The 24,767-nt window shown below is 67.5% G+C and carries 20 protein-coding genes and 1 pseudogene; 9 read left to right on the plus strand and 12 right to left on the minus strand.

What is annotated here, in order from left to right; genetic code table 11:
* The first annotated feature begins 58 nt into the window (after positions 1 to 58).
* Both A6A40_RS23815 and A6A40_RS23820 read left to right on the plus strand, forming a co-directional pair.
* Positions 59 to 838 carry an SDR family NAD(P)-dependent oxidoreductase gene (locus A6A40_RS23815; protein WP_108548484.1) on the plus strand — a complete coding sequence of 260 codons (780 nt, stop codon included), beginning with the start codon at positions 59 to 61 and terminating at the stop codon, positions 836 to 838.
* 8 nt (positions 839 to 846) lie between these two features.
* Positions 847 to 1,428, plus strand: a complete 582-nt coding sequence (locus tag A6A40_RS23820) for a GNAT family N-acetyltransferase (RefSeq protein ID WP_236784001.1) — start codon at positions 847 to 849, stop codon at positions 1,426 to 1,428.
* A 16-nt stretch (positions 1,429 to 1,444) separates the two neighbouring features.
* Here the strand turns inward: A6A40_RS23820 and A6A40_RS23825 are convergent, their stop codons facing one another.
* A complete protein-coding gene (locus A6A40_RS23825) occupies positions 1,445 to 2,566 on the minus strand; it encodes an aromatic ring-hydroxylating oxygenase subunit alpha (RefSeq protein ID WP_108548364.1) in 1,122 nt (373 codons plus the stop codon).
* 69 nt (positions 2,567 to 2,635) lie between these two features.
* A complete protein-coding gene (locus A6A40_RS23830) occupies positions 2,636 to 3,784 on the minus strand; it encodes a sialidase family protein (protein WP_108548365.1) in 1,149 nt (382 codons plus the stop codon).
* Between the two features lie 168 nt (positions 3,785 to 3,952).
* On the opposite strand from A6A40_RS23830, the gene A6A40_RS23835 reads away from it, so the two are divergent.
* A complete protein-coding gene (locus A6A40_RS23835; protein WP_108548366.1) occupies positions 3,953 to 4,942 on the plus strand; it encodes a hypothetical protein in 990 nt (329 codons plus the stop codon).
* A gap of 30 nt (positions 4,943 to 4,972) precedes the next feature.
* On the opposite strand, the gene A6A40_RS23840 is transcribed toward A6A40_RS23835, so the two are convergent.
* Together A6A40_RS23840 and A6A40_RS23845 are read right to left on the minus strand one after the other, a co-directional pair.
* Entirely contained in the window at positions 4,973 to 5,953 is a 981-nt protein-coding gene (locus A6A40_RS23840; protein ID WP_108548367.1) for a glycosyltransferase family 2 protein, read from the minus strand.
* A gap of 13 nt (positions 5,954 to 5,966) precedes the next feature.
* Entirely contained in the window at positions 5,967 to 8,318 is a 2,352-nt protein-coding gene (locus A6A40_RS23845) for a glycosyltransferase (RefSeq protein ID WP_108548368.1), read from the minus strand.
* Between the two features lie 333 nt (positions 8,319 to 8,651).
* Here A6A40_RS23845 and A6A40_RS23850 point away from each other — a divergent pair, with 333 nt between their 5' ends.
* The 5 genes from A6A40_RS23850 to A6A40_RS23870 all read left to right on the plus strand — a co-directional run bounded on the left by A6A40_RS23850 (position 8,652) and on the right by A6A40_RS23870 (position 12,411).
* The gene (locus A6A40_RS23850) at positions 8,652 to 9,260 is read left to right on the plus strand and encodes an NUDIX hydrolase (RefSeq protein WP_108548369.1); all 609 of its coding nucleotides are present in this window, start codon (positions 8,652 to 8,654) and stop codon (positions 9,258 to 9,260) included.
* Positions 9,261 to 9,270: 10 nt separating this feature from the next.
* Entirely contained in the window at positions 9,271 to 9,570 is a 300-nt protein-coding gene (locus A6A40_RS23855) for a hypothetical protein (protein WP_108548370.1), read from the plus strand.
* A gap of 153 nt (positions 9,571 to 9,723) precedes the next feature.
* The gene (locus A6A40_RS23860; RefSeq protein ID WP_108548371.1) at positions 9,724 to 11,652 is read left to right on the plus strand and encodes a PhoX family protein; all 1,929 of its coding nucleotides are present in this window, start codon (positions 9,724 to 9,726) and stop codon (positions 11,650 to 11,652) included.
* A 267-nt stretch (positions 11,653 to 11,919) separates the two neighbouring features.
* The gene (locus A6A40_RS23865; RefSeq protein ID WP_108548372.1) at positions 11,920 to 12,141 is read left to right on the plus strand and encodes a hypothetical protein; all 222 of its coding nucleotides are present in this window, start codon (positions 11,920 to 11,922) and stop codon (positions 12,139 to 12,141) included.
* 48 nt (positions 12,142 to 12,189) lie between these two features.
* Positions 12,190 to 12,411: a hypothetical protein gene (locus A6A40_RS23870; RefSeq protein ID WP_108548373.1), complete on the plus strand. Its 222-nt coding sequence runs from the start codon at positions 12,190 to 12,192 to the stop codon at positions 12,409 to 12,411.
* Between the two features lie 49 nt (positions 12,412 to 12,460).
* Here A6A40_RS23870 and A6A40_RS30570 read toward each other — a convergent pair.
* The 5 genes and pseudogenes from A6A40_RS30570 to A6A40_RS23895 all read right to left on the minus strand — a co-directional run.
* The coding region (locus A6A40_RS30570) for a methyl-accepting chemotaxis protein (RefSeq protein ID WP_211112049.1) at positions 12,461 to 12,907 on the minus strand (447 nt) is incomplete at its 5' end.
* A gap of 1 nt (position 12,908) precedes the next feature.
* A pseudogene (locus A6A40_RS32480) lies at positions 12,909 to 14,304 on the minus strand (cache domain-containing protein); the annotation flags it as partial.
* Positions 14,270 to 15,499, minus strand: a complete 1,230-nt coding sequence (locus A6A40_RS23885; RefSeq protein WP_108548376.1) for a porin — start codon at positions 15,497 to 15,499, stop codon at positions 14,270 to 14,272. The pseudogene A6A40_RS32480 and the gene A6A40_RS23885, both read right to left, overlap by 35 nt.
* Before the next feature lie 491 nt (positions 15,500 to 15,990).
* Positions 15,991 to 17,394, minus strand: a complete 1,404-nt coding sequence (locus A6A40_RS23890) for an MFS transporter (protein WP_236784002.1) — start codon at positions 17,392 to 17,394, stop codon at positions 15,991 to 15,993.
* 165 nt (positions 17,395 to 17,559) lie between these two features.
* Positions 17,560 to 18,492, minus strand: a complete 933-nt coding sequence (locus A6A40_RS23895) for a dihydrodipicolinate synthase family protein (protein WP_108548487.1) — start codon at positions 18,490 to 18,492, stop codon at positions 17,560 to 17,562.
* Positions 18,493 to 18,673: 181 nt separating this feature from the next.
* Between A6A40_RS23895 and A6A40_RS23900 the strand changes: the two genes are divergently transcribed.
* Positions 18,674 to 19,714: a LacI family DNA-binding transcriptional regulator gene (locus A6A40_RS23900; protein ID WP_108548377.1), complete on the plus strand. Its 1,041-nt coding sequence runs from the start codon at positions 18,674 to 18,676 to the stop codon at positions 19,712 to 19,714.
* Between the two features lie 148 nt (positions 19,715 to 19,862).
* On the opposite strand, the gene A6A40_RS23905 is transcribed toward A6A40_RS23900, so the two are convergent.
* From A6A40_RS23905 to A6A40_RS23915, 3 genes are all read right to left on the minus strand, one after another.
* A complete protein-coding gene (locus A6A40_RS23905) occupies positions 19,863 to 21,386 on the minus strand; it encodes a glycosyltransferase (protein WP_108548378.1) in 1,524 nt (507 codons plus the stop codon).
* Positions 21,383 to 22,471, minus strand: coding sequence for a lysylphosphatidylglycerol synthase transmembrane domain-containing protein (locus A6A40_RS23910; RefSeq protein ID WP_236784009.1), 1,089 nt, complete (start codon positions 22,469 to 22,471; stop codon positions 21,383 to 21,385). The genes A6A40_RS23905 and A6A40_RS23910 overlap by 4 nt, the downstream gene beginning before the upstream one ends.
* A 245-nt stretch (positions 22,472 to 22,716) precedes the next feature.
* The gene (locus A6A40_RS23915) at positions 22,717 to 24,666 is read right to left on the minus strand and encodes a hypothetical protein (RefSeq protein ID WP_146191636.1); all 1,950 of its coding nucleotides are present in this window, start codon (positions 24,664 to 24,666) and stop codon (positions 22,717 to 22,719) included.
* Between the last annotated feature and the right edge of the window lie 101 nt (positions 24,667 to 24,767).

Consider the following 24,767-nt stretch of genomic DNA (forward strand, 5'->3'; position numbering starts at 1 on the left):
GAACGCGCCTGTGCTATGGTCCGCATCCCGAGATGCCACCAACCTGGATTTCCCCGCCATGACAGCCGCTTGCTCCCCGGCCGCCTACAACCCCATGGACCTGACCGGCCGCCGCATCCTGGTGACCGGGGCGTCGGCCGGGATCGGCCGGGCGACGGCGGTGGTGCTGGCGAAGCTGGGCGCCCGGCTGGTGCTGAACGGCCGCGACGAGGAACGGCTGGCCGAAACAGCCGACCGGCTGGACGGCGACGGCCACGCCATTGCCCCCTTCGACCTGTCCGATCTCGAAGCCGTGCCGGGCTGGGTGAAGGGGCTGTGCGCCGACGACGCACCCTTCGACGGCATCGCCCATTGCGCCGGCATCCAGACCCTGCGGCCGATCCGTATCTTCTCCGCCGCCTTCTTCGACGAGGTGATGCGGGCCAATCTGGGCAGCGCATTGGCGCTCGCCCGCGGGCTGCGGCAGAAGGGCTGCCATGCCGAACGGGCGGCGATGGCGCTGATCTCCTCCACCGCGGCGACAGCGGCCTCGCCGGGCAACGTCGTCTATGCCGCCAGCAAGGGCGGCATCATCGCCGCCACCAAGGGGCTGGCGGTGGAACTGCTGAACGACGGCATCCGCGTCAACTGCGTGGTCCCCTCCATCGTCGAGACCGAGCTGATCGAGCGCGGCAAGCAGAAGCTGACCGCCGAACAGTACGAGCATCTGCGCACGCTGCAGCCGCTGGGCTTCGGCCATCCCGACGACATCGCCCACATGATCGCCTATCTGCTCGCCGACACCAGCCGCTGGATGACCGGATCCATCGTCACGGTGGACGGCGGCCGCACCGCCTGAGGCTTGCCATGGCCGACACCGCGATGCCCAACAGTTCGCTGACCTTCATCGAGCCGACGGAGGAGCACGCCCAACTCCTGCTCGACTGGCGCACCCGGCCCGACATCGCCGGCCAGATGCTGAGCAGCGTGCCCTACGACGTGGAGCGGCAGAAGGCATGGCTGCGGCGCTGCGCGGAGCGCGACGACTATGTCCACCGCATCCTCTGCGTCGACGGCGTGCCGGCCGGCCATGTCTCCATCACCGTGACCGAGCCGGAGTGGAAGATCGCCACCTTCGGCGTGCTGATGGGTGAGCGGGCAGGGCGGATGGGGGCGGCGCCGCTGAACTTCGCCTACATGCTGAACCACGTCTTCTTCACCATGGGGCTGCGCAAGGTGGTGAACCACATCCTGGGCACCAACAGCCCCCGCCTGCTGAAAGGCCAGCCGATGATCGGCTACCGCCCGGTCGGCGTGCTGACGCGCCAGGTGATGAAGGACGGGCAGGAGATCGACCTCCACATCTTCGAGATGCTGGCCGATGACTGGCTGACGGTGCGCGAGCGCTTCCGCATCTACCAGGACATGGACGGGCGGGAGTGGCGGTAGGGGGCCGTAACCGCCCCTACACCCCCACCATCTCCCGCCACACCGCGTGGAACTGCTGGATGCGCTCCTCGTTCAGGCCCAGCAGGGCGGGGCGCTCCGTCTGGCGGCAGCCGCGGAAGGCCAGCTCCGACGCCTCCTGGTCCTCGCGCAGCAGGGCGACGTTGAGATCCCGCGCGCCCTCCTCGATCAGGCGGCGGGCGGCGGGACCGCCCTTTCCGGCATCGCCGTCCGGATCGGCCAGGAACAGGCGGAGGCTCAGCGCGCAACGGTCGGGGCCGAGCGGGTCGTAGGTCTGGACGCTCATCACCGCGCCGCGGGTGAAGCCGATCTCCAGGTTGGGGAAGAGGTGCAGGTGGTCATACTCGCGCAACACACTGCTGGGACGGAAGCCCAGCCGGTCGGACACGCCATCCCACCAGCGGGCGCTTTTGTCCGACACCGACGTGACGCCGCGGGAATGGGCACCGTCGTAATCGCAGCGCCAGTCGCCCTTCACCAGCTTGCGGAAGGTCGTGGGATGGGTGAGGTCGGCGTGGTAGACCTCCAGCACGCTCTCCACCCCCATCTTCCAGTTGGCGGCCCACTCCATCGCCTGCCCGTCGAAGGGGCGGACGAAGATTTCCGAGGCATGGCGCAGCACGTCGCCATAGACGCCCAGCCAGTCGTCGAGGCCCGGCCCCTCCGCCGCCACCCGCAGGAAGACGAAGCGGCCGCACACCGCCACCGCCACCGGCGTCAGGGCACGGCCGCAGCGGCCCTCGCGGTCGAGGCCGAAATTCGCCTCGTTGCCGGGGATGCCGTAGGGCACGCCGTCACGGTCGAAGGTCCAGCCGTGATAACCGCAACGCAGCATGCCGTTGCCGCGCGGCGTGCGGTGGATCAGGGCGAAGCGGTGGGTGCAGACATTGCGGAAGCCGCGCAGCTCCCCGTCGAAATTCTGCACCAGCACGTCCAGCCCACCGATCCGCCGGGTGAGATAGTCGTTGGGCCGGGCAAGCTCGTCGGTGAAGCCGGCGAAGACCCAGGAGCGGCGGAAGATCCGCTCCTCCTCGGCCCGGAAGATCTCCGGGTCGTGGTAGGCGGCGGGGGAAATGCCGGGGACGGCTTTCGCCGGAGCGAAGGGCGGGGTCTTTTCCATGGTTGCGAAGGGTAGCCCGCTCCCCGCCGCCCGGTCCAGGGTACAGCGGGTCGCAGGATGCACCTGCCGTCAGGGCCGGAACAGCGTCGCCTCGATGCCGCGCAGGCCCGTGGCGTCGCAGATGTAATAGGCGACCATGGCGCGGCCGTCCGGCAGCACCGACGCCCAGGGATATCCCAGATCCGGCACCGGCCCGTCGTCACGCAGAATCAGCTCCGGCACCTCGTCCGGCTGCTGGCGGCGCGGGTCGTAGAGGCGGGCACGGATGCCGTAGGGGGCATGGCGGTAGCCGCCGACCAGCAGCAGCCGGCCGTCCGGCAGCGGACAGGCGTCATAGGGATGGCCGATCACCGCCTGGCGCCGCCACGGCTCCCAGCTGTGGCCGAGGTCGGTCGAGCGCGAGGTCGCCAGATGGTCGGCCAGCCCGGTGGTGCGGTGAAAGGCATGCAGAACCCCGTCGGCGTCCAGATGCAGCGCCGTCTCGCAGAAGCCGGCCTTGGCCTCCGGATCGATGGCGATGATCGCCCGGTGCATCCAGCTCTCCCCCCGGTCGGTGGAGGCGAAGAGATGGCTGGCATAGGTGCCGGTGGAGGGATGATGGGTGTAGCCGGTCTGCAGGATGGTGCCGTCCGGCACCTCCACCGCCCGGCCGCGCACCGCCCCGCCATGGAAGGGCCGCCGGCCAGGTACGATGTCGGGATGGCCGGGCAGGGGCGGCAGGTCGCGGTGCGGGGTCCAGCTCCGCCCGCCATCGTCGCTGTGACGGCTGTAGCCGCCCCAGAAGATATAGAGGTCGCCGGTCCTTTGTGGGTTTCCGGTCAGCCCGATCCCCAGCGCGCGCAGATCGTCCCCTTGCGACGACGGCACCGGATACCAGCAGAAGCCGGTCAGCAGGATGCGGCCGTCGCGAAGGGTGAGCAGGCTGGCGTCCTGGTCGGCCGCCTGCGGGTCGGGGGGCAGGGCGACAGCCTCCCCCATTGGATCCGCATCGGGACCGAGCCGCAGCAGGACGGTCTGGGAGCGGGAATCGAGATGGTCGACATGGTTGAAGCCGGCCTCTCCCGCCCGGTAGTCCGCCCCGCGCAGCCAGCGATGGTCGCGCGCCCGCCGGAAGGCGAGCAGAACCGAACCGTCCGCCATCGCGGTCAGCGACGGGAAGGACGCGTAGAAACGCGGGTCGCGGTACAGCACGCGATGTTCGACACCGGCCATGGCCATCGGGTTCTCCTGCCTCCTCCGTTCATGAAAGACCGTCCGCCTTGACCTCCCGCGACGCCGTGCCTCAGCAGCATGACGGTGCGGCGACGGAGATGCGTCTTGAAAGGCGGATGCCCTTATGGAGAGTATTCATCGCAACAACTCTCCACTGGCGCGGTGCAGCATACCATGGCGTCCTCCTTCCTGCCCGCCTCCGCTCCCATCGGCAGCTTTCTGGACAATGTGCGCACGCGCATCGCATCGCCGCGGGCCTACTGGCGCAAGGCGAAGGCCGATCCGCGCTATGCCATCTACGACATCCTGCCCATCGTCACCGATCCGGCCTTGCGCGACCGGCTGGCGGCGCTGATCGCGGCGCGGCGGCCGCGCACGCCGGGTTTCCACCCGTCGCTGGAGGCACGGGACTGGTGCCGGACGCTGGAAAGGGACGGCATCACCCCGCTGCTGCCGCCGATCGCCCCCTCCATAGTCGCCGATCTGCGCACCTATTTCGAGAACACCCCCTGCCAGGATCCCTTCCGCCCGCATCTGGGCTGGTTCCGGCCCGACAGCCCGCCCAGCCCGGACTCCAACATGGGCTATCACGGCATCGAGCAGATCCTGCGCGCTCCCCATGTGCTGGCTCTCTTCAACGATCCCCAGGTGCTGGAGACGGCGGAACTGTATCTCGGCTGCAAGCCGACCCTCGACAACATCGGCTGCTGGTGGTCTTACGGCGGCGCGAGCTTCGGCGGACGGGAGGCGGCCAAGGGCACCCAGCGCCACCACCGCGACCTGGACAGCCTGCGCGGCTTCAAGATCTTCTTCTACCTGACCGACGTGGACGAGGACGGCGGCCCGCACATCTACGTCAAGGGCAGCCACCGCAGCCGCAGCCTCTCCACCGGCCGCGCCCTGACCGACGCGCAGGTGGAGGCCGCCTTCGGCACCGCCGGCACGGTGACGATGACCGGTGCGGCCGGCAGCCGCTTCCTCGGCGACACCTACGGCATCCACAAGGGCGCCCTGCCGCGGCTCGGCCGGCGCCTGCTGCTGTCGGGCCAGTACAACGTCAACCTCAGTCCCCACGGCCCGATAGTCCCGCCCCTCGACCGCCGTTCGGCGGACCTGCCGGACGGGCTGGATCCCTTCGTGAACCGGATCTACGTGGCGCCGTAGGACAGGGATGGGGACCGCCTTCCGGCGTCGTCAGTTCATGGCATGGGCCGAGGCGTAGCCGAGCTGGTAATACAGCCGGATCAACGCCCGCAGGGACTCCCCGTCCAGCGTTTCGACATCGATGTCGGCGAGCTTCGCCAGGTTGACGTTGAAGTCCCAGCGCTGCTCCTTCACCCCATAATGCCGTTGCATCAGGCGGTTGGAGACGCCCTGGTAGAACATCCGCCGCATCAGCCAGCGGCGGTTCAGCCGGTCGGGATGGATGAGGTGGGACACGGTCGCAGCCGGCACGTAATAGGTCGCCGCTCCCGCGCTGCGCATCTCCATGAAGACCATGCCCTCGTTCGCCAGCAGCCCATCCCCCTTGCGGCCGAGATCGGTCGGGAAGGAGCGCGCGGCCATCAGCCGCTTGCGGAAGGCGCAGTTTCCTTCCCCGAACCATTCAGTCTCGCGCAGGAAGCGGGCTTCGCTGTCCCACCCCCAGCGGCACGAGAAGAGATGCATCATGTCGTCGGCCAGCCAGTCGGGCCTGGACAGCGTGCCGAAATCCGGTTCGACCTCGCCCGCCACGATGTCGACGGCATCGCCCAGCCGGTGGAACGGCTCCAACAGCAGCTCCAGCCACCCGCCGCAGGCCCGTTCATCGTCGTCGATGAAGGCGATCAGCGCCCCCGCCGCCTCGACCACGCCGCGGTTGCGGGCAAAGCCGACACCCGGACGCTCCTCCAGGATGTAGCGCAACGGAACGCCCCGCAGAGCGAAGGCGACCTGCCGGCTCTCGACGACCGGCCGGCCTTCCGCCAGGGGGGAATTGTCGATCACCAGGATCTCGTGTGCCCCTGGAGTTTCCCCGGCAAGGGCGGGAGAACCGCCGCCCGCCCGCTGCCCGAGCAGGCTGTCCAGACAGGCGCCGAGCAGTTCGGGCCGCCGATGGGTGCAGATCACGATGCTGGCCGCGATCTCCGGGACAGCTGCGCTGACGGCGGCGGCGGGATGTTGGGTGCTCGACATGATGCTTGGCCTGTCAGTGATCGGCATGGACGATGCGCAGGCCCGGCAGGCCCCAGGCGGTGATCCCCATGTCGCGCGCCATCGCCGCCAGCCCTTCCGTCTCGATGTAGCCGCGATGGCTGTAGGGCGGAAAGCACAGCCCCTCGCGGTGAAGGTCCGCGCGCACCAGCAAGGCCGTGCCGCCCACCCCATGCAGAGGCACCGCCTCCTCGCCGGCGAAATCGTCCAGATAGCGCCGTCCGGCGCCGCGCGGCGGCTGGAAGATGCCGTCGGCCAGATGGCGCGGGTCCTCCGTCTCCCCTTCCAGGCGGAAACTGTTGAGATCGAAGGTCCGCCCATCGGGCAGGGCGCAATGGGGAACGACGATGTCGCGCCCGGCGGCGAGCAGCCGGGTGAGCAGATCCGGCGGATAATCGACCAGATCGGCGTCGAGCCACAGCACCCAGTCCTCATCCCCCAGCGCGCCGGACAGCAGCCGGTTGCGCGCACGCGCCAGCACCTCCCGCCGCCGCCGCTGGATCGCCGGCGCCCAGCGCGGGCCGTCCGGCCGGAAGCCATGGTCGTGGCGCAGCAAGGTCACCCGGCGGTAGCGCTGCCGCAGCTCCGGCAACCGGCCGGCCAGCCAGTCGTGCGTCCCGTCGCGGCTGTCCCCCTCCAGAAAGCCCAGCGACAGGCGGGATGGATCATGGTCGAGCCGGCCCAGCAGTTCCAGATAGCGCGGCAGATGGACGACGGCGTCCTTCACCGGGGTCAGCACCAGCACGCTGCCCTGCCGCGCCGCGGCGGTGGCCGGGACAGGGGCAGGGGCAGAGACGGGGACGGCCCGGCGGTAGGCCTCCACCGGCAGGCGCTTGCCCATCTCCTCCAGCATGGCCCGGCAGCGCCCGCCGTCGAAGCAGGCGGTGGCCGCCTGCCAGTGTGCCTCGAAATGGGAAACGGTGAAGGTGTTGCCGCCATGGACGACATAGGTGTAGAGCCGCGGCAGGTCCATGCGGACGACGCGGGCGCTGCGGCGCAGCTGCTCGACCACCGGCGTATCCTCGCCACGGCGAAGGGCGGGGTAACGGGGCATCGCCGCCGTCTCGCACAGGAGCGAGCCCTCCCAGTCCCGTTCGCAGGACACCGCCAGCCGGTCTTCCGCCGGCCACCAGATCATCCAGCGGCCGAGCAGGCAGGCCTGGGCGCCGGCGGCGGCCAGCACCCGCTGCTGCATCTCCAGCCGGCAGGGGTCGTAGAGGTCGTCATCGTCCCACTGGCAGACATAGCGGCCGGCCGCCCGGTCGACGGCGATGTTGCGCAGCTCGCCCAATGTCAGGCCGCCGGGCTGGGAACCGGATCGGGAGGCTGCCTCCACCCGGATCAGGCGGATGTTCGGACAGGCGGCATCGCGGATGGCGCGCTCCAGCGGGTCATCCTGCGGCAGCGCCGGGCTGTCGCAGACGACGACCAGCTCGCGGTTCGGATAGGTCTGGCGCACGAAGCCCTCGATGGCGAACCTCAGCAGCTCGCTCCGTCCCCTGGTGACCATCAGGCAGGAGATCAGCGGCAAGCCGTCCGCCGCCACACCGGCCGGGCGCTCCCCGTCCGGCCGGCCGTCGCTCACCACCGCCGCGACCTGCCGGGGCAATCCGGCAGCCGGTCCGCCACCGCGGTCCGCCGCGCCGCGGAACCATGTCCCCTCCCAGTGATGGACGGCATAGGCGTCGCGCGTCGCCCGCTCCCAGAAGACCGGGTCGAACAGGCGGCCGCTCCAGCACTCGTCCTTGGTGACGGGATAGAGCAGCTCCGGCGCCAGAACCGTCACCGCGGCCCGTCCTTCCCCCCGATAGTCGGCATGGGCGCGGGTCAGCAGGAAGGGGCCGGTGGCGTCCAGCACATCCCCGCAGTGCCGCGCTTCGACGAGCCGGGACAGCAGATGGTCCCAGAAGGGATGGCCGGGAACGGAGGCGAGGAAGGAGGGGCAGAGGATGCGCGGCAACCCGCGCTCCACCGCCTTCGCCAGCCGGCCATGCTCCTCCGGCTCCTGCCCGACGACGAAGCTCCGGCCCTCCAGCAGCCCGTCGATCGGGCGCAGGCATTCGAAATCGAGGTCGGCATAGACCCCGCCGAAGCGGCGCAGGATCAGGTAGCGCGCCAGATCGATCCGCGCGATGGGATCGGCATAGCCACGGAAGACCGGCAACAGCGCCGGATGCTCCTCCGCCACGAAGCGCCCGATGTCGTCATCGGTCCAGAACCGGTAGGCGAAACCGGGATTGCGGCCGGTCCAGCTGCGTTGAAAGGCCAGGAGTTCCGGCGGGACGTCGCGGGTCTTCCAGGTCTGATGGATCAGGCGCGGAACGAGGGAATTGGCTTCGATCTTCATGGAATTGAATGGAGATGGAAACCGAACCGATAAGCATTTTGCCGGAGCGGCTCAATGGAAATGGATGATCGGTAATATCTGATCACATTTTGTTTCATTTCGCACACGCTAGAGGAGGATGTTTCGCAGACTGCTATCGTTTTTGTTGCGTATTATTTCAGAATAGATGCGACATTCTGCAAGATAAAGATGAATTTTCATTCATGACTTGCGCCGCTCCCCTTTTCCCCTCCCCCGAGAGAGGGACTGGACGAGGATGGAGGGCTGCTGGTAGGCCTCTCCCCGGCATCGCCCTGCCACGGAAGGCGATCCCGTCACAGAACAGGCCCTCCCATGCCCGGACATCGCTCCTACCGCCTCCACCGCCCCTGGACCGTGCTGGGCAGCCGCGAGCTGCTCGACGCCGATCCCTTCCTGAAGGTGCGGGTGGAGACGGTGGAATTGCCGGACGGGCGGCGGATCGACGATTACTACCAGTTCGACCAGCCCTCCTTCGCCTGCATCTTCGCCGAGACCGCGGACGGACGGGTCGTCACCTACCGCCAGTACCGCCACGGACCGCGCAAGGTCGGGCTGGTCTTCCCCGGCGGGCATCTGTCGCCCGGCGAGGAGCCGCTGGCGGCGGCCAAGCGCGAGCTGATGGAGGAGACGGGGATGGAGGCGGAGAGCTGGACCGATCTCGGCGCCTACATCGTCAACGCCAACCAGGGCGGGGCCTGGTCGCACATGTTCCACGCCACCGGCTGCCGCCGGGTCGGCGACCCGATCGCCGACGATCTCGAGGACACCGAGATCCTGTTCCTGACGCAGGCGGAACTGCTGGAGGCCATCGGCCGCGGCGAGATGCACCTGCTGACCCAGATCGCGCTGGTCAGCATGGTCTGGCAGGCCGACATCGCGCGGGTTCTGTCCCGCCCCCATTCACCAGACGCAACCAGCTGAGGAAAGCCGGATGACCCGCTTCGCCCTGTTCGCTCCGATGGCCGCCCTGCTGTTGACCGGGCCTCTCGCACTCCCGGCCGCGTCCCCGGCCGCCGCCGAGCCGATGAAGGGCCGCTACGAGCTGCGCTGCCAGGACCCGCAGACCCGGCAGTGGACCGTCGCCGGACAGCTCAGCGATCCGGAGATCGTCGATCGGCCCGCCGTCGGCGGACAGGCGGGGGGGCGTGAGGTGCGCGGCACCGGAACCGATGGCAAGCCGATGGTCCTGCCGATGCCGTCCGACCGCACCTGCATGCTCAGCGCGCGCTGACGGCGAACGGGAGCCGACCGTCAAACTGTAACATCCCCGCTGTAGCTTCCCGACGCTCGCCAAGAACAAGGCCGCGCCGAACGGGCCTCTCCGGCCCGGCGGCGCCGCTCATGCCAGCCGCTTACCCTGTTGAGGGTTCGGGAGACACCAGCCATGACCAACCTGTCCGTCCAAATGCCTGAAACGTCGCGCCGTTCGGTGCTCCGCGCCCTCGCCGGCCTGCCGCTGCTGCCGGTCGCCGGCATCGGCGCCGGGGAGCTGCTGTTCGCCTCGGGCGCCGAAGCAGCAGCCGCCAAGGGCGCGCCGGTCGCCGTCGAGTTCGTCGGCATGGCCGCCCCCACCACCGCCGCGGCGCAGGCCAAGACCGTGGTCGAGTCCAGCATGGTCGTGACCTGGGCCGACGGCACCAAGCAGAGCTTCGCTCTCGGCTATCAGCCGCTGTTCATCACCGGCGATCAGGTTCCGGACGGCAAGGGCGGCACGATCCTGGCCGGCGGCTATACCGACATCAACGGCAAGCCGATCCTCGACCAGTCGATGGCGACCCCGGCGCCCTTCTTCTCCGACTGCCCGGACGGCTGCAACCTGCTGGCCCCGATCCCCGGCGCCAAGGTGGCCGGCGTCACCGGCAACACCCTGTTCGCCGTCGTCCAGTTCGAATATGCCACCCGCGATTCCAAGGATGCCTCGATGTACGGCAAGCTGCCGTCGCCGATCGCCGTCCTGACTCTGGACCAGAACAAGGAGACCGGCGCGCTGAAGCTGGTGCAGTACCACAATGTCGACACCAGCCCGGTGCACGGCCTGTGGATCACCTGCGGCGCCAGCCTGTCGCCCTGGAACACCCATCTGTCGAGCGAGGAGTACGAGCCGGACGCCACCGCCATCGACGACCAGTTCCGCGCCTACAGCAAAAACCTGTTCGGCGACGAGACCAAGGCCAACCCCTATCACTACGGCCACCTGCCGGAAGTGATGGTGAACGCCGACGGCACCGGCACGATCAGGAAGCACTATTGCCTGGGCCGCATCTCGCACGAGCTGGTGCAGGTGATGCCGGACGACCGCACCGTGCTGATGGGTGACGACGCCACCAACGGCGGCCTGTTCATGTTCATCGCCGATCACGCGAGGGATCTGTCGGCCGGCACCCTCTATGCCGCCAGGATGGAGCAGGAAGAGGGCAAGGACATCGACAAGGGCGGCGCCTTCGCGCTGAAGTGGGTCAAGCTGGGCCACGCCACCAGCGCCGAGATCGAGACGCTGGCCGACAGCCTGAAGGCCGCCGACATCGTCGAGGTGAAGAAGGAGGATCCGAAGGATCCGTCCTTCACCGCCATCGGCTTCAACGGCAAGACCCAGTGGGTGAAGTTCAAGCCGGGCATGGAGAAGGCCGCCGCCTTCCTGGAGACCCACCGCTACGCCCCGACCGTCGGCGCAACGCTGGCCCTGTCGAAGCTGGAAGGCGTCACCGTCAACGCCAAGGACAAGACCGCCTACATGGCGGTGTCCTACATCTACAAGTCGATGAGCGACGGCAAGAGCGGCATCAAGGTGAAGGCGATCAACGCCGGCGCCGTCTATCAGCTGCCGATGAAGGGCGGCCAGACCGACCTCGCCGGCGCCGCCATCGCCAGCGACTGGGTGCCGGTGCATTTCAGCCCGGTCCCCGCCCTGGTCGGCCGCGACCTCGCCACCCCGGACGCGCTCGGCAACACCGCCGACGCCGAGCTGATCGCCAACCCGGACAATCTGAAGTTCTCCGAGAAGCTGCGCACGCTGTTCATCGGCGAGGACAGCGGCAACCACGTCAACAACTTCCTGTGGGCCTACAACGTCGACAGCAAGAAGCTGGCCCGCATCCTGTCCTGCCCGGCGGGGGCCGAGTCGACCGGTTTGCAGGCCGCCGACGACGTCAACGGCTTCTCCTACATCATGAGCAACTTCCAGCACCCCGGCGACTGGGAGAAGGGCCTGCACGACAAGGTCAAGGACAGCGTCGCCGCCCTGATCGACGATGCCTACCGCAACCGCCGCAGCGGCGGCGTCGGTTACATCCACGGGCTGCCCCAGGCCGTTTGATGAGGCCGGTTTGATGGCGCCGGCCTGACCGGCCCGATATCGACCGATGAGGAACGCGGCCGGGCAACCGGCCGCGTTTTTTCATGCCTTCCATCGAAAGAAGTAATCCTACCGCCAAATCGCGCCGCTGCGTTCTTCTTGGAAGTGGTAATCACCAATCGACCTAGAACCAATCGGTGATCTTAACACCTCGTTAACTGGCCGGATGGCTCAATAAGATCATCAGAACGGGCAAAAGCCTTCGCCACGAATACAAGGATCGCCGCCATGTCCAAGACCGATTGCTCCGCCGAGATCTTCAAGTCTGCCGCTCTGCACCTGGATGTGGTCGATGAATTCATCGCCATAACCCAGTCGAAACTGAACGGCACCACCAGCGAATTCGCCCGCGACAGCCTGACCGACCTGCTGTCGGGCCTGACCGAACAGCGCGAGACCTACCGCGCGGTGCTCGCGACCGTTCAGCCCGCCATCGCGCTCGCCGCCTGATCCACACACTCCGTCCGCGCCTTCTCCCTTCCGCGAAAGACCGCCATCATGACCGCCCCCATCGCCGCCCCCATCGCCAAGGACGTTCTCGCCTCCGCCGCCCTGCACCTGGACGTGCTGGAGGAGTTCATCGGCGTCGTGCGCCGCAAGCTGGCGGCGACCACCGACCCGTTCGCCCGCGACAGTCTGACCGACCTGCTGCTGAGCCTGACCGAACAGCGCGACGGCTATCAGGCCTTCCTGCCACTCGCCGCCGCCGAGCCGGTGTGAAGAGGGGACGCCATGGAACAGCGGGAAATGGACGCCTCCAAATGCGCAATCAAGCGGCCCGGACCGTGCCAAGAAAGCTCGACACTTCGCGGTTGAGCCGCTTGCTCTCTTCAGAGAGCGCGCCTGCCGCATCGAGCACATCAAGGGCAACGCCAGCCGTGCTGTCGACCGCTTGGCGAACCACGCCGACATTGCCCGATACCCGGCGGGTGCTCTCCGCAGCATTGTTGATGTTGTCGGCGATCTCACGCGTTGCCGCACCTTGCTGCTCGATGGCGGCGGCAATCGTTGCGGTGATCTCATTCATCCGGGTGACCGTTGCGCTGACCTCCTGAATGCGCGTCACCGCCGTCTCCGAGATGGATTCGATTCCCGACACCGTTGCCTGGATCTCATCCGTCGCTTTGGCGGTCTGCGCGGCCAGTGCCTTGACCTCGCCGGCCACGACCGCGAACCCTTTGCCGGCTTCGCCCGCGCGGGCAGCCTCGATGGTGGCNCGATGGCCCCGACCCGTTTGGCGGCATCCGCAAGCTGGGTCATGGCGACCTGAGCCTCGCCCGCCTCGCCCATCGCCCCGGAAGCGATCTGGGAGGAGTGCGAGATCTGCCGCGAGATTTCCTGAATCGACGCGGCGAGTTCCTCGGTGGCGGACGCGACGGTTCCGACATTCTCGCTCGTCTGTTCCGCGGCACCAGCGGCCAGCGTCGTCTCGCGCTCCGCGAGGTGTGAGGATTCCGACAGCGCGTTGGCCGAGCTTTCGATTGTGCCAGCCGAGGATGCGATGGAATCGACCACGGCCATCACCGAGGCTTCGAATGCATTGGCGAGCCTGTCCATCTCATGCCGGTGCTCGCGGGCCGCCTGCGCCTTCATCTGGTCCTGTTCGGCGGAAAGGCGCGAAGCCTCCTCCGAGCGGAGCTTCAGCACGCCGATCGAATGGGCCAGCGACCCGATCTCGTCCCGCCGCCCCTGCCCGGGGACCGCGACCGACAGGTCGCCGTCGGCGAGGCGGTGCGTCACGGCGGTGAGGCGCAGGATGGGACGGGTGATCCTGCGGCCCAGCCAGAAGGCGATGCCGAAGATCAGCACCGCCAGGGCCCCGCCGACCTCGGCGATGGTCGTGGCGTTCCGCCAGACCGCCGCCTCGACGTCGTCGAGATAGACGCCCGAACAGACGACCCATTTCCAGGCGCCCGATTGCAGGGCATAGGCCACTTTGCGCTGGGGAGGCGCGTTCGGCGCCTTGGGCCAGGAATATTCGGTGAAGCCGCCGCCGGCCTGGGCGGCCTTGATCATCTCCCGGCTGAAATAGACGCCGTTGGCATCCTTGTTGTCGAGCGCGGAGCGTCCATCCCGGTCCTTGAACATGCCGCTCATGGCGACGGTGCCATCCTGTTCGAGGATGAGGATGTATTCGTTGCCGTCGAAGCGGACCGCGCGCAGCACCTCCTTCGCGGCGTCCTTCGCGGCGGCTTCCGGGAGATCGCCTTTGGCGACCTTCGCTTCATAGAACTGGACGATCTTCACCGCCGCCTCGACGACGACGCGGGCACGCGCCTGGCGCTCATCCCCGGTCACCGTTCCGATCGTGCGGATCGACAGAGCACCGACAATCACGAATCCCACCAGCGCGACGCAGGTGATGAGATTGATGCGACTGTTGAGGCCGAAAATGACAGATCGCATGGCCATGTCCTCCCCGCCTCGGGTCGGCGAGCGTCTCGATGGATGGTTATGAAGTATCCCGGAGAATGAAATCCCGTTTAACGGTATTGAGGGATTCTCCGTATCGAAGGCGCTCCGCGCAGACACGCTTCCAGCGTCTGCACGGAACGCCGCATCGTCAGAAGCCCCCGTGTCAGAAGGCCACCATCGTCCTCGCCAGCAGCACATGGGCGCGATCGTCGGGCGATCCGGAGGCCAGGGTCACGGCCTTGTCGCTCCTGGTGTCGAAATAGTCGTACTGGAGCTGCACCCTCAGGCCCGGCGCCACGGTGTAGCCGGCCCCCACCTCGTAGATGTCGGCGGTCCGTTTGCCGGGACGGTTCACCTGCCCCGGATCCTCGGTCCGGATATAGGCGGCGCCCAGCACATAGGGGCCGGTGACATACTGCGCGCCGATCTGCCAGGTCCAACTGTCGTCCATGTGGGCATAGCGCGCGTTCTGCCCGCTCTTGCCATAGTTCAGATAGTCGCCGCCAAGAGAAAAGCCGGCATATTCGAACCGGAAGCCGCCGATGTAGCCCCGGAGATCCTTGAAGGAGTCCGCGGCCGCTCCGCTGCCGATCGCCTTGCCGCCCATGTAGGCCGCCGACAGCGTCGCCTTCACCGGACCCAGCGTCGCCTTGTAGTTGGCGCCGACCTCGACGATGTCCTGGAAGTTCCCGGTGAACTGCGCCGCGGGGGTCGATCCGGTCTTGGCGCGGCTGATATCGGTGTTCGAGCTGTCGTTGCGCGGCGTGTAGCTGCCGCCGACTTGCAGGCCGGCGAACCGCGGCGAGGCGTAGAGGATTTTCGTCGCACCGGCGTCGGCATTGAGCCAGGGCCACATCAGGGTGGCGGGCGGCTGCAGCGCGCCGCCGACACCGCCCCGGAAATCGCCGCCGGTATAGCGCCCGGTCGTCGGGTCCGTTCCCTGGGCGCCGCCGGCCGGCCCGACCCAGGCCGCCGCATGATCGTACAGACCGAAGGGCAGATAGGCGATGGGACGGCCGGTGCCGTTGGCCAGATGGGAGATCTCACCGTCGAAGCCCGGCGTGACGCCCAGTCGCACCGTGCCGAAGGATCCCGAGGAGAACAGGTAGCTGCGGTCGATGTCGGCCGCCCGGCTGCCGAGCGCGCTGCGCAGGCGCAGGTTCGCGCCGTATTCCAGACCGTTGTCGGCCTTCGCCAGCGGAACGACGGTCAGGCGGAAGCGGTTGCGGGCCTCGGTGGATCGGAGATTGCGGTCGTTGCTCTGCGAAACGAGGCCGATTTCAAAATAGGCGTCACCGCTGAGCTGGATGTCGAACCGGCTTTGCGCCTGAGCCGGCCCGGTGATGCACGAAGCCAGGAGGGCGCACAGAGCAATGGTTTGCGTTTGCTTCATGGAAGAATACCGCTGATGAAAGGAGGTGGATGGAAATCCCATGGCCTCCCGCCCGGTCGGGAGGCGCGGCCGGGTCGGTCCGGTCACGCCGATCTTCCGTCGGAGGCGCTTGTCACGCGATCCGGGGTTAAGGACTGCGTCGGCGGCTGTGATGCGTTCCCAAGTGAGAGCGCTGCGCGCTTATGGGAACTGCTGTTCCACCATCATTCCCGCAAAGGCGGGGATCCGGAGGCCCCCGCGCAGGGGCGCTCGAAATGGACTGGTGTCCCGCCTTCGCGGGAATCACGGCCGAGAGACGTACGTCGTGAGTTCCAACGCGGTGCGATCCGATCCTCCGGCCTCTCTCGGCAAGGTGCCTTGAAACTCACGAAATCCAAGGCCGGTGGAGGGGCAGGGTGCCCATGGGTGGCGGCTGGGCCTTGTCCTGTGCGTTTCCCGCACCGGTGCACATCCGTCGCCACCCTGGAGCTTGCCGGTTCAGCTGTCTCCGTTCAGGGAGACAGCTCTTCCAGAACCCGGCCCTTGGTCTCGATCGCGAAGAGGGTGGTGACGACCGCGCCAACCAGCGATACGGCGGCGAAGGTCGCGAAGACATACTGGACGCCGACCGATCCCATCAGCACGCCGACCAGGATGGGGCCGGTGGAGGAGCCGAGGCGCAGCCACGCGCTGCCGAGACCGGTGCCGAGCGCCCGCATGCGGGTGGGATAAAGCTCCGCCGAATAGAGGTAGAGCGAGAAGGTGATGGTCTGGAGGATCGCATAGGCCAGACCCGCGAGGATCAGCACTTCAAGCGGCGATGTGGCGCCGAGGAAGGCGAGTGCCAGAAGCGGCAGCGGGGCGGCGAAGAAGGCGATCATGTACCAGCGCTTGCGGCCGACCCTGTCGATCAGCAGGGCGCAGGCGACCGATGCGACGACACCGGCGACCGAGGTCAGCAGCCCGTACAGCAGGCTGGTCTCGAGCGGCAGGTTGAAGGTCTGGCGATAGAGCGTCGGCAGCCAGGTGATCATGCCGTTGGCGACGAGGTAGGAACAGAACCACATCGCCCAGATGGTGAAGGTCCGGCGCCGGTAGAAGCTGGAGAACAGCTCGCGCCAGTTGGAGCTGGTCTTCGTACGGGTGGCGACGGGCTTCGGGGGTTCCAAGCTGTGGCCCGAGGCCACGGCGCTCGCCTCGAGTTGGCTGACGATCCGGTCGGCTTCCTCGTAACGGCCCTTGGAGGCCAGCCAACGCGGCGATTCCCTCATGAAGAAGCGGAACGGGATCAGGATGGCGGCAGGAACAAGCCCGACGAGGAACATCGCCTGCCAGCCATAGACGGGAACCAGCGCCCGCGCGATGAGTCCCGCGCCGACGAGGCCAAGCAGGAACATCACCTCGTAGAGCAGGAAGAAGCGGCCGCGCCCCTTCGATCCGATGTATTCGTTGATATAGGCACTGGCAACCGGCACCTCGCCGCCCGTTCCGATGCCCTGGATGAAACGGAACACCATCATCGATGCCGCGCCCCAGGCGAACAGGCAGGCGACATCCATGCTGACGAACAGCAGGATGGTGAAAAGGAGGACGCTCAGCCGGCCAATCCGCTCGGCGAGCCAGCCGAAGAAGACGGCGCCGATGAGCTGGCCCAAATAGCCCATCGACAAGATCAGGCCGGTCTGTTCGGGTCCCAACCCCCATTCGCGAACCAGCACCGGCATGGCATAGGCAATGGCGATGACCGTGTAACCGTCGAAGAAGGTGGCGGCGCCGATGATGTTGCGGGTCCAGAACACCCGCCGAGTGACCGGAAGCCGTTCAAGCCGGGCGCTGATATCGGCCTGTCCATCGAAAGGCCCGGCCGCGGCATCGCGCGCAGTGGTGGCGATATCCTCGGATGTCTGCATAAGCATGGCGTTTCCTCTGAAGCCTGATTGTTTGTTTTTTATTGCCGGAAGCTTTCGGCCGCCGGAGGCCCCCCCAGAGTTGGTTCCACGGTGGCGATCCTGAAAAACCGGGATCGCCACCGATTGTGCAATGGTATCGGAAAGAGGCTGCCCGGAGGCGGCCCCGGTCCCTCAGGCGGCGAGGGCGTTCTGGATCACGGTCAGGCCGGACGCCTTCACCGCGGCGCGGATTTCCTCGTCGGCGCCATCGCCCAGCGCCTTCAGCGGCTCGCGGACATTGACGTTGTCGATGAGGCCGCGGGCGCGCAGGGCGTGCTTCAGCGCGACCGACCCTTCCATGTGCGACCCGCGGTGGTAGACCGCGCGGGTGATCGGCAGCAGCTGCTCGTGGTACTTGCGGGCAAGCGGATAATCCTGCGCCTTGCCGGCGGCGAGATACTCGATCAGCAGTTCCGGCGCCATGTTGCCGTAGCCGACCAGCAGGCCGTCGACGTCGAACATCGTCGGCAGCAGCCATTCGTCATGGCACGACATGATGGCGAGGTCGGGGAAGGCGTTCTTCAGAGCCGGGATTTCATTGTACCAGCGCTTCATGTCGCGCACGCCGTTCTTGGTGGCGGTGACGCCCGGCACGGCGGCGATCTGAAGCTGGGTGTCGAGGTCGTAGTTGGCCTTGGTCACGGCCGGATACTGGAACAGGATGCATTCCAGGCCGGACTGGGCGACGGCCTTGTAGCGGTCCACGGGAGCGCCCTTCTGGTAGCCGAAGCGCAGCCAGCCATGGTTCGGGTAGACCAGGGCGCCGCTGGCGCCGGCCTCGAACTTCTCCTTCGCCTCCAGTTCGGCGACCTTGGTGCCTTCGCCGGTGATGCCGGCGACGACCGGCAGCGGGGTCGCGTCCTTGTAGACGCGGATCAGCTCGATCTGCTCGTCATGGGTGAGGAAGGTGCCCTCGCCGGCATGGCCAAGGATGACGAGGCTCTTCACGCCGGGGATCGAGGCCAGCCACTTCGCCAGGCGGGCGTTGCCGTCGAAATCGACGTCGCCGTTGTCTTTGAACAGCGTGACGGGCGCGGGGTTCAGTCCCTTCCAATCGATGGCCATGGTTCCGATGCCTTCCAAAAACATTATGGGATGTGTGGGGACCGGGCCGTCGTTGAGCGGACCGGAAGCGTTCACCTGCATCTCTGGTAACGATACCGGGAACGTTCCCAACGTATCTCTTGAACAATTGGGGTGTCAACCTTTATCTTGGGTCGGGACGAGAACTCATGAGGGGCCGGGCGTGTTCACCAGAGACGATCCGCAGGAGAAGCACGGCCGGGTGACGCTGCATGACGTCGCGGCGGCGGCGGGGGTATCGAAGTCGACGGTGTCACGGATTCTCGACGAGCGTCTGCCCCGGTCCGAGAGCGAGACCGCCCGCAAGGTCCGGCAGGTCGCGGCGGAACTCGGCTATATGCGCGATGTGGCGGCGGCCAGCCTGCGCCGCGGCAACACCAACACCATCGGCGTGATCGTGCCGCGGCTGACCGACACGGTCATGGCGATGCTCTACGAAGCGTTGGCCCATGCCTGTGCGCGCTCGGGACGCTTCGCCATCGTGGCGACGACCGACGACGAACCGCAGGCCGACCGTGCCGCGGCGGAAAGCCTGCTCCAGCGGGGGGTGGACGGTCTGGTGCTGTCGACCGCCAGGGAGGGCGACGATTTCCCGGTCCGGTTGGAAAAGCGCGGCATTCCCTATGTGCTTGCGCTGAGAAGCGATGGCCGCAGCATGTCGTCGGTCGGCGACGACAAGCTGGGCGGCTATCTGGCGACCCGTCATCTGCTGGATCTCGGGCATCGTCGGATCGGCATCATCGCGGGGCCAGGCTACGCGTCGAGCAGCCGCGGACGGCTCGCCGGCTACCGGTGGGCGATGACCGAGGCGGGGGCGGCGATCGATCCTGACTGGATCGTCGAATCGAGTTTCGGGATCGATTCCGGTGCCGAGGCGGCCGAACGGCTGATGGGCATACCGGCACGACCGACCGCGATCTTCGCCATGAACGACAATACCGCCATCGGCGCGCTGTCGGCCCTGATAAAGCTCGGGCTGTCCGTGCCGGAGGATATTTCCCTGGTCGGGTACAACGACATTCCCATCGTCAGCCGGCTGTCCGTGCCGCTGACGTCGGTCCGCGTGCCCTTTGACCGGATCGCGGCGGAAGCCCTGGATTTGCTGTGCCGGGGAGCGGCGACGCCCAATGATCGCATCCGGATCTCGCCTCCGACGCTCATTCCGCGTGCGTCATCGGCCCACTGCCGACCTGCCATCGGTTAGGATTGTCACCAGTCAGCGGGACGGCGACGGCACGGTCGCCCTCCTGCGATGGTCTTGTCGCCGCAGCCGAGGAGGATCAGGGGTTTCCGTGTGAGTCACGCTTCAAGCGATTCTGCTTGAAGCGTGACCCCTCCAGCCGAGGCCGGGCTCAAAAAGCCTTCAGCTTCTTCCAGGCGAACACCACCATGCGGGCCAGGAGCCAGCCATGGGTGAAGCGGGAGATCTGCGTCTCGCCATAGCTGCGGTCGGCGTAGCGCACCGGCACCTCGACGATCTTCAGGTTCTGCTTGGCGGCGCCGAAGATCAGGTCGAAATCGCCGAAGGGATCGAAGTCGCCGAAGTAATGCCTGTTGGCGACGATGGTCTCGTAATCCTTGCGCCACAGCACCTTGGTGCCGCACAGCGTGTCGGTGAAGCGCTGGTTCAGCAGGAAGGAGAAGATGCGCGCGAAGGCCCGGTTGGCCAGGAAGTTCAGGAAGCGCATCGCCTCCGGCGCCATCGGGTAGACCAGCCGGGTGCCGTTCACGAACTCGCCGCGTCCCGACACCATGGCCTGATAGAATTTCCCCATCGTCTCCGGCGGAACCGTCAGGTCGGCGTCGAGGATGATCAGGATGTCGCCACGCGCCACGGCGAAGCCGGCGCGCACCGCGTCGCCCTTGCCCTTGCCGGGCTGCTTCATGACCTTGATGTCCCAGTCGGGATAGGCATCGCGGACGCGCAGGCATTCCTCGTAGGTGTTGTCCTGGCTGTTGCCCTCGACATAGATCACCTCGATGTCGGGAGCGAAGCGGGGCAGGCGGCGGATGGCGTTCTCGATGTTGCCGCGCTCGTTGCGGCAGGGGATCAGGATGGTGACCGAGGCCGGCTTGCCGTCGACGGTGACCTCCTCCACGGTGGGCTGCGGCCGGGCGACAACATAGTTGCGCACGCACAGCCGGCGGATGCCCGGCAGGGGCGCCACATAGCGGTTGACCAGCGTGCCCAGCCCGAACAGCCGCTTCGGGATCAGCTGGCGCCATTCGCGGCGCACCGGCTCCCAGCCGGCCAGGTCCAGCAAGTTGACGATGTCGCTGGTCGACAGCCAGTTCTGCTGGCCCTGCGGCATGCGCATCCCAAGCCTCTCGGCCGCCCACAGGATCGGCTCCCAGACGCGGGAGTGATAGCTGACGACGATGCGGGTCTTCGGGGTGGCGACCCGGCGCAGCAGGCGCAGCGTCTCCTCGATGTCGTCGAGGAAGCCGATGGTGCCCGACAGCAGGATGTGGCTGAACGGCCCCTCCACGGCGTCGATGGTCGCCGGATTCTCGGCGTCGGCGGCGATCAGCTCCAGCTGCGGGTGCCGCGCCTTCGCCACCGCAATGGTCGCCGGGCTGAGGTCGATGCCGACGCCGCGCGACGGCTTGAGATCCGCCAGCGTGTCGCCGACGCCGCAGCCGATCTCCAGCACCGTCGCCCCTTCCGGGATCAGGAAGCGCAGATAGGCGCGGTCGGCCTCGTGGAAAGCGCGGTTGCGCTCGGCCCAGCGGTCGCGCAAGGGGGCGATGGCGTCGAACAGCCCACGGATGCGCTCCTGCCGGGGGGAGAGGGCGCGCGGCACGGCATCGGTTTCCGGAGAGGAGGCTTCCAGGGAGGCGGTCCGGTCGAGCGTCGGCAAGGGCTGGTCGGTCATCGGGAGGAATCCGTGGAAAGGGCAGCGGGCGCAGCGATGCCCGGCTGGACAGGATCGGGGGCGACAGGATCGGGCAGGGAGGAGGTCTCGTTGCGCAGCAGCAGCCAGAACAGGCCGCCGGGCAGCGACAGGACGGCGATCGACAGCCCGATCAGCAGCGAGACCAGAAGCGCCGCGTCGGCATCGAAGCCGAGCAGCGCGAAGCCGGCGACCATCGCCCCCTCGCGCACACCCCAGCCGCCGAGCGAGACGGGCAGGGCTGCGGCGACGATGGCGGCCGGCACGATCGCCAGCCCGTCCAGCCAGCCGAGCGGCAGGCCGACCGAGCGGGCGAACAGGATGGTGGCGGCGATGGTGGCGAGATGGACGGCGACGCTGTGGCCCAGCGCCGCCCAGGCGGCGGGGGTGCCGGCCATGGCGCGCAGCTGCGCCACCGCCCCCCAGGCGGTCCGCACCGGCGCTCCGTCGCGCAGCCGCTTCGGGATCGGCAGCCGGTCGCGCGGGATGCGGCCGGCCAGCAGCAGCAGCCCCATGGCCACGGCCAGGACCAGCGCGCCCGCCAGCACGGTGCCGGCGACGGCGGGCGGCGCCACCGCGGCCAGATGCGGCAGCCCGGCCAGCCCGATCAGCACCACGCCCAGGAGCGCCATCAGCCGGTCGACCAGCAGGGCCAGCATCACCGGACCGGCCGGATGGCCGAGCCTCCAGGTGAACCAGCCGCGCAGCAGGTCGGCCCCGACCGATCCCGGCAGGACCTGCCCCAGGAAGCCGCTGGCCATCTGCAGGCGGAAGGCAGTCCAGCGGGTCAGCCGGAAACCGGCGGCCCGGCCGACCGCCCGCCACCGCTGCGAAGCGAAGGGCAGGGTCAGCGCCTTCACGGCGAAGCCGGCGGCGAACAGCAGGGGGTCGGCGGCCGACAGGCGCGCGAGGATGCCCGGCCAGTCGGCTCCGGCGGCGAGCGCGCCCAGCACCACGACCGTCACCGCCAGCTTGACCAGCAGCGGCCACCGCCGTCCGACCGGCTTGCCTGAGGGTGCCCCGACCGGCCCGGCAAGGGAAGGGGCAAGAGGAAACTGTGACATCATCCCCACGCGAAAAGCCTGCACCGGACCGCCTTGGCTACGGCCTCATCACAGATCGGAGGCTGTTCTTTTACCGGCTCTCTCCTGGCTTGTCATCCTTCGTTCCGGAAGAGGTGCAAGGATCGCCACAGCCGTTAGAAGCAGGCGCGTCCGATCGGCACTATAGCTTGTGGACAGGTCAAGCGACCGCGGAACGGATACTCGGACACGACACGGCCCGGCTTTCGGCAGCTTTCCTCGCTCTCACATCAGTGACAGACTCCGGGATCGTCCGCGCCGGATTTCCGCAGGGGCGGGAGCGGCATTTCCGCCGCAGTCCCGTCATGCTGCAGGACGAAGAGGAGGATGGGCTCATCGCCGCCACCCCAATCGCCGGCCAGGGGCAAACATCCCCTGAAACCGGCGAGCTGAAGATCGGGTTGAGTGAAATGGGCGGCAACATCGGGCCTGCGGACCAATTCCACACGGCTGACCGCCTGGAGATGGGATCCGCGAACGAGAAGAAGCCATAATGCCATCTCCCGCCGCTCCAGGTCGACAGCCCACCCCTGCACGGAGATCGCCGCTCCTTTGCCATCGACCTCGGATGCGGCGTTGTGAATGTGAAGTCCGGCGACGTCGACCGAACCGGCGAACCGGCCGCGGCGCAGGGGAAAGTCGGCATCGCCGATGGTCAAGCCGGTCTCTCCGATCCGCACCGCTGCACCGGGGGAAAGCTTCGGATCGGTCATCTCCCACTCCGGCTGGGCTGCTCCAGCGGATGGTGGGCCGCGCAGATCGTGGATTTCGATCTTCGAGACGTAATAGGCCGGGTGATCGGACGCGAAGACAACCGGCGGATAGGCGTCGGACATGGAGCGAAACAGCGTCTCCCACTCCGCCGCGCGAGCGTCGTGCCCCTGCAGGCGCAGGAAACCCGGATACAATCCCTTGTGGAAGTCGTTGAACACCATCGCGTCGCATGCCGACCGGATCTGATAGGGCCGTGGCGTGACGAAATTTCCCATGGCGGGAACATCCAGATAGGGGAAGTCGAAAGGTGTGGTGACGATCCGCATCTCCGTATCCTTGAGCGCCGGGCCGGCCCACTCCGATCCGCCCAGCATGCAGATGCGCGACCCCGCCGCGAAATGCCGGACAATCCAGTCCCGCGGCTCGAAGCGGGTTCGCTCGATCGCCTCCGGCCGTCCCCAGGCCACCGCCGCGACGTCCGTATAGTTCCGGGCGACCACGGCAACTGGAACCAGAAGGCAGAGAACCGGCAAGGCCGCCGCGAGCCGGCCCGGAATCCGGCCCCGGACGGGCATGCGATGCGCGCCCCGCCGGGCAAGCCCCCCGGCGATGGCCAGGGCATAGAGATACAAGGGGACCAGATGATAGCCCCCACGGTCATATTTGAAGGCGGCAAAGCCAAGAGCGGAGAAGAGGATGAAATTGAAGGACAGCCACAGGCAGCAGAGGTCGCGGTTCCGCAGACCGTGAATCACGACGGCGATGAAGGCGGCGAGGGAGAGAAGGAGAAAGACCTGTCCGTAGCCGGCAAAAAGATCGATGTTGTAATAGAAGCGAGGCGTGGACGGCAGAACCGCCGTCCACAGCATCTGCATGCCATAGCCGGCTTTCAGACGCTCGATGAAGCCGTCGTAGTACAGGATCTGGCGCAGCATCAGGATGGCGAGCAGCGGCCCGCCGACGGCGACCGCGACGGCGAGGGTGGAGCCGAGCCGCCGGGCGATCCCCCGCCAGACACCGGCCTGCCACGCGCCCCGGCCGGCAAATGCGATCGACAGTGCGGAAACGGGAAGAACGGCGAACAGGAAGCCGGATATCTTCGTCGCCGCCAACAGCGCCATCGCCGCACCAACCGCCGCCCCCAGCCTGACTCCGCCACCGCCGCGCAGGATGACGACGCTGGCATGCATCAGAACGACGAGCGGAAAGATCATCAGACGGTCGACCCGCTCCAAGCCGATGGTCAGGAACTGAGGCGAGATGGCGAACAGAACCGTCACGCACAGGGCGACGAGACGCTCCCCGGTCAGCAGTTTCGCCGTCGAGAAGAAGACCAGGGTCGCCAGGATATGCGCCGCCGCGTTCACCAGCCCCACGGACACGACCGCGCTGTGCACGAAGGACGGGGTGCGGCCGAACAGACCCGCCACCATCTCATAAGCATAGGTGGCGACGGCATAGATCATGCTGTGGCCGTCGAAATACACCGCTGCGGACGGGGCGGGCAGGCGGCCCCACGACCAGTCCCTGATCGTCCGGACATAGAGGCCGATGGCGTCGAGCGGGA

Origin of the sequence: Azospirillum humicireducens (assembly GCF_001639105.2) — a bacterium.
Classification (GTDB): domain Bacteria; phylum Pseudomonadota; class Alphaproteobacteria; order Azospirillales; family Azospirillaceae; genus Azospirillum; species Azospirillum humicireducens.